Genomic DNA, 5,045 nt, shown 5'->3' on the forward strand with positions numbered 1-5,045 from the left:
TCAAAGCCTCATAGCCCTTATGACCGGTCGGTGCTGAAAGCCCAAACTCTGCACAATGCCCACGCACCGCATTGATCGCTTGGGTGCGTTGACGCACCAACAAATCTCGGCTGCGAAAGACCATGGCCTGACTATGTTGCTCTGCGCTCCTGATCTCGACAAACCGCATCGTCGGGCGGCTTGCCGCCTCACAGATCGCTTCAGCATCCGCCGCATCATTCTTCCCGCGCTTCACATAGGGCTTCACATAATGGGCTGGGATTAATCGTACTTCATGACCCAATGCCGCTATCTCACGACCCCAATAATGCGCCGACGAACACGCCTCCATCGCAACAATGCATGGCTTCTGGCTACTGAAAAAGCCCAAAAGCTGAGCACGCGACAGCTTCCTCGAGAACAAACACTTGCCAGACCTATCCGCACCATGCGCCTGAAAGATACGCTTGGCCAAATCTAACCCAATTATGCTAACCTCTTCCACGGACGCCTCCTTCGTATGTGACTCCAACAATCCACATACTGGCACATAGATGCCGTCAGGGGGCGTCCACCCCATCATTCCAAGTGGAAACACTGCCACCCCTCGCCCCCGGTGGGGGAGAGGGGTCGGGGGTGAGGGGGTCTTTGCGCAATGGCGCGTTGCTCTGTGCAATGAAGGCCCTCGCAACGCGCCACTTAATTGTGTGAGTGTAAAACCTCACTCCACTCGCTTCTTCCCATCCACCATAGCACGGACCAAATTCTCGCGGTGACCAATCGAGGCCAGAAGGACGCCGCCGAGATGCAGGAACACCAAGCCTAACAGCAGATTGGCACTGACCTCATGCACATCCTCCCAAGGGCTGTCGTCTTCATCACCGCGCCCGCGATCTTCGATCTGCAGAACGCTTTGAAAAGCGGCCGGTACAGGCGTGCGGTTTTCCATTGCCATGCCGGTTCCAGCGGTCAAACTCATGGCGACCAACAAGGCAATCACCATCAGGCCACCTGGGGGTGAGTGGCCGATGTGGCGGGTGCCTTTTCCCGTCACCAAGTCAGCCACATACTTAAAGGCGGCAAAAGGCGAGGCGAGGAAGTTTTCAAACCGCGCATGCTCTGGTCCGGCGATCCCCCAGAACAGGCGGAACACCACATAGCCTGCGACGAAATAGCCCGCTGCTTGATGCAGGCTTTCAGGTTCGCCGCGTGTGATCAGGGCGGTGGCAATCGCTACAAGCAATAGCCAGTGGCCGATGCGCACGAAGGGGTCCCAAACCTTCACCCAGTTTTTTTCGGGCTTGGGCTCAGACGCGGCGTGCGCTGAGGGTGCTGCGGCCTCAGTCATCATCACGTCCGCCATGATCATCGTTACGGTCGTGCGACTCATCTTCGCCCCGCTCATGGCGCGAACGATCTTCGCTGCGGCGAACCTCTTCGGTCAGGACTTGGCCGGTTTTGGCATCGACCACGCGGGTCTCGGTTCGGCTGTCATAGCGATCTTCGCGATCGTCCTGGTCCTTGCTCCCAATCTGATTTGTGACTTGGTTAGTAGGTTGGTTGGTTACGCTATTCGTATTTGTCGCAGTCTTGGCTGGCGATAATTGGCCAGAGGCGACTGCAAAGCCTGCGACAGCCAGTGCGGCGACACCAACGCCGAGAGCGATGCGGATAGGGGTTGAAAGGGCCATGTTACTTCTCCTGAAAGGGTTGTTGATGATCCGACCTTACCCGCCCCTGCCTGACGCCCTACCGTTCCCAATCGTCAGCGAAGCGTCAGCTTGATGTCAGCGCCAATTCGATACAGAGGGGTGGTATGAAGTTAATTGGCCCTTCTCTTGTTTTGATCCTTGTCGCGCTGGCTGGCTGTGGGCAGCCGCAGCGATCACCTGCCCCTGACCAAGTGGGCGAGGAGGCGCAGCACGAAGGCCCGGCTCAACCAGCGGGCAACAATCTGCCCTTTCTCAAAGTCCAAGCCATTGCCCTTGCTGCTGCGCCGGGCGAAGTCGTGAAAGTGGATTTGGAGAACGACCATGGCCAAGACATCTATGAATTCAAAATCCTCGCCCCATCGGGCCGCGTGATTGAACTGGAAATTGATGCCAAGACCGGCCAAATCCTGAAGCAGGAGGCCGATTGATGCGCGTGCTCTTGGTTGAGGATGATCCCCTTATCTGCGCGGCACTCAAGGCCAACCTCGAGGCAGCGGGCTTTTTGGTCGAAGCCTGTGGCGACGGCGAGCGGGCTTGGGCGCTGGGCAGCGATGAAGACTTCGATGCCGTCATTCTGGACCTTGGCCTGCCGCGACTGGACGGCTTATCGGTCCTAAAGCGCTGGCGGCAGGAAGGCCGCGCCATGCCCGTTATCATCCTGTCAGCACGCGGGTCTTGGGCTGAAAAGGTCGAGGGCATCGAAGCGGGGGCCGATGATTATCTGGCCAAACCGTTTGAGCCACCAGAGCTTATCGCCCGCCTGCGTGGATTGATCCGGCGGGCCTCTGGGCGCACTGGCAATGTAGTCACAGCCAGTCGCCTCACGCTCGATCTGTTTCGGACCACCGCGTCCTATGACGGGGTGCCGGTGCGTCTGTCGCCGCTCGAGTTTCGTTTGCTGGACCTTTTGGCCAATGCGGGCGGACGGCCCTTATCTGCCGGTGAATTGGGCGAGCATCTTCATGGCACCGACATGCTGGATGCCAATGCCATCGAAGCCTTGGTGGCGCGCCTTCGCCGCAAAATAGGGGCTGAGACCATCGAGACACGCCGCGGCTTTGGTTATGTTCTAAGGGACTTGGCCTCGTGAGCAAAAAGTCCAACAGTCTTAAGGTCCGCCTCTTTGGTTTGGCCGCCCTCTGGAACGGCTTGGCCTTAGGCTTTTCTTGGGTCGCGCTGTCCCTCTTGTTTGAACGCCATACAGAGCGGCAAGTAACGGCTGACTTGATCCGACAGGGCGAAGCCTTGGTTGCGGGCATCTCGCTCGATGCGACAGGAAAGCCCGTAATTGCCCAAACGCTGTATGACCCGCGCTTTTCCCGCCCAGCTAGCGGGCTTTACTGGCATGTCTCCGGCACACAAGGCAATGCGCGTTCCCGCTCCCTCTGGGATGGGTCTTGGCCCGGTTTGACTTTGGCGCGGCCAAAAGCGTGGGAGAGTACAACGACCAAGGGGCCGTTTGAGCTCTCTATGTTACGGGTCGCCCGCACCATCCGCCCCGATGCAAACGGGCCAGAGCTATTGATCGAAGTCGGGCAAGACCATGCGGTGATCACGAAGGCACGTCGGGACTTTGCACGCGAGCTGGCGCTATTTCTCGTGCTGCTATGGTCGGTTTTGACTTTGGCCTCAGTGGTGCAAGTCACCCAAGGCCTAAAACCGCTTACGGGGCTGCGTGCCCGCCTGACGGGCTTGAAAGCAGACGCAAAGGCCCGACTGGATGCTGGTGAGCACCCGCAAGAGGTCGGCCCCTTGATCCAAGCGATTAATGCGCTGGCCGATGCCCGAAGTGGCGACATGGCCAAAGCCCGTGACCGCGCCCGCGACTTGGCCCACGCGCTGAAAACACCGCTCACCGCGCTTAAGATGCAGGTCAGTGACCTGGGCGACACAAAGGCACAAGTGGCTCTGCAGGAAAGCGTTTCGGTCCTTAATATTGCGGTTCAAGCAGAGTTGGCGCGCGCGCAATTGGCCCCGGATGCGCGCGGGATATGTCTGCTCTTTCCTGTCATCGAGCGCTTGGTGCGGTTAGTTGGCCGAACACCGGCAGGTGCCACAAAGCACTTTGATTTGGCCGTTCCAGATACGTGCAAGCTGCCTTTGACGGAGGATAGCGCGTTTGAAGTCTTCGGGGCCTTGCTGGACAACGCGACCCGCCATGCCAAGAGCCGGATCAAAGTTCATGCCGTGCAAGACAGTGGCACCCTGACGGTGTCGGTGGAAGATGATGGGCCCGGCCTGTCGGAGGATCAAAGCCGGATGGCGATAGAGCGCGGGGTCCGCCTTGATGAAGCCATTGGCACCCAAGGCCTCGGCCTTGCTATCACACGTGACCTGATTTCAGCCAGCGGGGGGAGGTTGGCTCTTGAACCCTCAGCCCTTGGCGGTTTGGCCGTGCGGTTGAAGTGGGTGCATGGGGACGGTGCGCATCTAATAAGTTTGGGCACCTGACTTATGCAGGCGACGCCTTAGTCATCGCGCAGCCTCACACCCCGGCCGCGCGCGCTGCTCATCTGCTCTGGCCCGAGTACCTCAACGCCCAGCCGTTCAAGCGCGCCTAAAACCTTCACTAGGCTATCCACTTGCGCGCGGACGATGCCATCACTGGCTTCCATTCGCTGGATCGTCGGCAAGGATACTCCAGCCGCAGCCGCTAAGTGACTCTGATCAATCCCTAACAGGGCACGCGCGGCTTTAAGTTGGGCAGAGGATAGCATGACAATTGACCCTGTTTGATGTTTCAAACATCAATTACCATCCTTCAAACTTGCTTTCTAGCGCTCTGTCATTCAATATGACTGGGAAGCTGACCCAAGGAATCCGCAATGAGCACCGCTGACGACGACTATGTCTATGATGAAGCCAGCGGTGAATGGATGCCGGCGTCAGAACTTGCTGCGCGGACGAAAGCGGAAAGCGCAATTGTGGTGCGCGATTCAGTTGGCAATATCCTGCAAGACGGCGATGCCGTGGTTTTGGTCAAGGATTTGGACGTAAAGGGGGCGGGGCAGACTTTGCGCCGGGGGACCGTTATCCGTACCATCCGGTTAACCGGCGACGCGCAAGAAATTGACTGCAAACACGATACCATTCGCGGCCTCGTGCTGCGCGCGGAGTTTGTCCGCAAACACTAAATTCTATCGCTAAATTGGTAGCTGAAATTGGCTGCGACTTGGGGATAGGTGGCCGTCCATCGTTGCCAACTAGGGACCTTTTTGGAAAAAACTGGATCGTGTCCCATGGCGTGGTGTAACAGCGGCGTCATGATGTAGCCGGTTTAGGGCTGAGTTGATCATGTTCAGGGGACTGCGCTGAGCATGACGATGGGATCATTGCTTAAAGGTGCGAGAGTTT

Annotated in this window: 8 protein-coding genes; 4 read left to right on the top strand and 4 right to left on the bottom strand. The window is 58.1% G+C overall.

Annotation, left to right across the window (positions count from 1 at the left end; translation table 11 throughout):
• The 3 genes from ACIQ20_RS15735 to ACIQ20_RS15745 all read right to left on the bottom strand — a co-directional run.
• Positions 1 to 484, bottom strand: a 484-nt coding sequence (locus tag ACIQ20_RS15735) for an IS110 family transposase (RefSeq protein WP_395781967.1), incomplete at its 3' end; no start/stop codon positions are given.
• Between the two features lie 216 nt (positions 485 to 700).
• Entirely contained in the window at positions 701 to 1,369 is a 669-nt protein-coding gene (locus ACIQ20_RS15740; protein ID WP_395781969.1) for a cytochrome b/b6 domain-containing protein, read from the bottom strand.
• Positions 1,320 to 1,670 carry a hypothetical protein gene (locus ACIQ20_RS15745; protein ID WP_395781971.1) on the bottom strand — a complete coding sequence of 117 codons (351 nt, stop codon included), beginning with the start codon at positions 1,668 to 1,670 and terminating at the stop codon, positions 1,320 to 1,322. Before ACIQ20_RS15745 ends, ACIQ20_RS15740 begins: the two co-directional genes overlap by 50 nt.
• Before the next feature lie 125 nt (positions 1,671 to 1,795).
• On the opposite strand from ACIQ20_RS15745, the gene ACIQ20_RS15750 reads away from it, so the two are divergent.
• Genes ACIQ20_RS15750 through ACIQ20_RS15760 form a run of 3 tightly spaced genes read left to right on the top strand, consistent with a single transcriptional unit; the run spans position 1,796 to position 4,142 of the window.
• Positions 1,796 to 2,119, top strand: a complete 324-nt coding sequence (locus ACIQ20_RS15750; RefSeq protein WP_395781973.1) for a PepSY domain-containing protein — start codon at positions 1,796 to 1,798, stop codon at positions 2,117 to 2,119.
• Entirely contained in the window at positions 2,119 to 2,781 is a 663-nt protein-coding gene (locus ACIQ20_RS15755) for a response regulator transcription factor (RefSeq protein ID WP_395781975.1), read from the top strand. Before ACIQ20_RS15750 ends, ACIQ20_RS15755 begins: the two co-directional genes overlap by 1 nt.
• Positions 2,778 to 4,142, top strand: coding sequence for a sensor histidine kinase (locus tag ACIQ20_RS15760; protein WP_395781977.1), 1,365 nt, complete (start codon positions 2,778 to 2,780; stop codon positions 4,140 to 4,142). The genes ACIQ20_RS15755 and ACIQ20_RS15760 overlap by 4 nt, the downstream gene beginning before the upstream one ends.
• Before the next feature lie 17 nt (positions 4,143 to 4,159).
• On the opposite strand, the gene ACIQ20_RS15765 is transcribed toward ACIQ20_RS15760, so the two are convergent.
• Positions 4,160 to 4,408, bottom strand: coding sequence for a helix-turn-helix domain-containing protein (locus tag ACIQ20_RS15765; RefSeq protein WP_395781979.1), 249 nt, complete (start codon positions 4,406 to 4,408; stop codon positions 4,160 to 4,162).
• A 159-nt stretch (positions 4,409 to 4,567) separates the two neighbouring features.
• Here ACIQ20_RS15765 and ACIQ20_RS15770 point away from each other — a divergent pair, with 159 nt between their 5' ends.
• Positions 4,568 to 4,825, top strand: coding sequence for an alkylphosphonate utilization protein (locus ACIQ20_RS15770; RefSeq protein ID WP_395781981.1), 258 nt, complete (start codon positions 4,568 to 4,570; stop codon positions 4,823 to 4,825).
• The last annotated feature ends 220 nt before the right edge of the window (positions 4,826 to 5,045 follow it).

The sequence above is a fragment of the Aquidulcibacter sp. genome (assembly GCF_044346625.1).
Classification (GTDB): domain Bacteria; phylum Pseudomonadota; class Alphaproteobacteria; order Caulobacterales; family Aquidulcibacteraceae; genus Aquidulcibacter.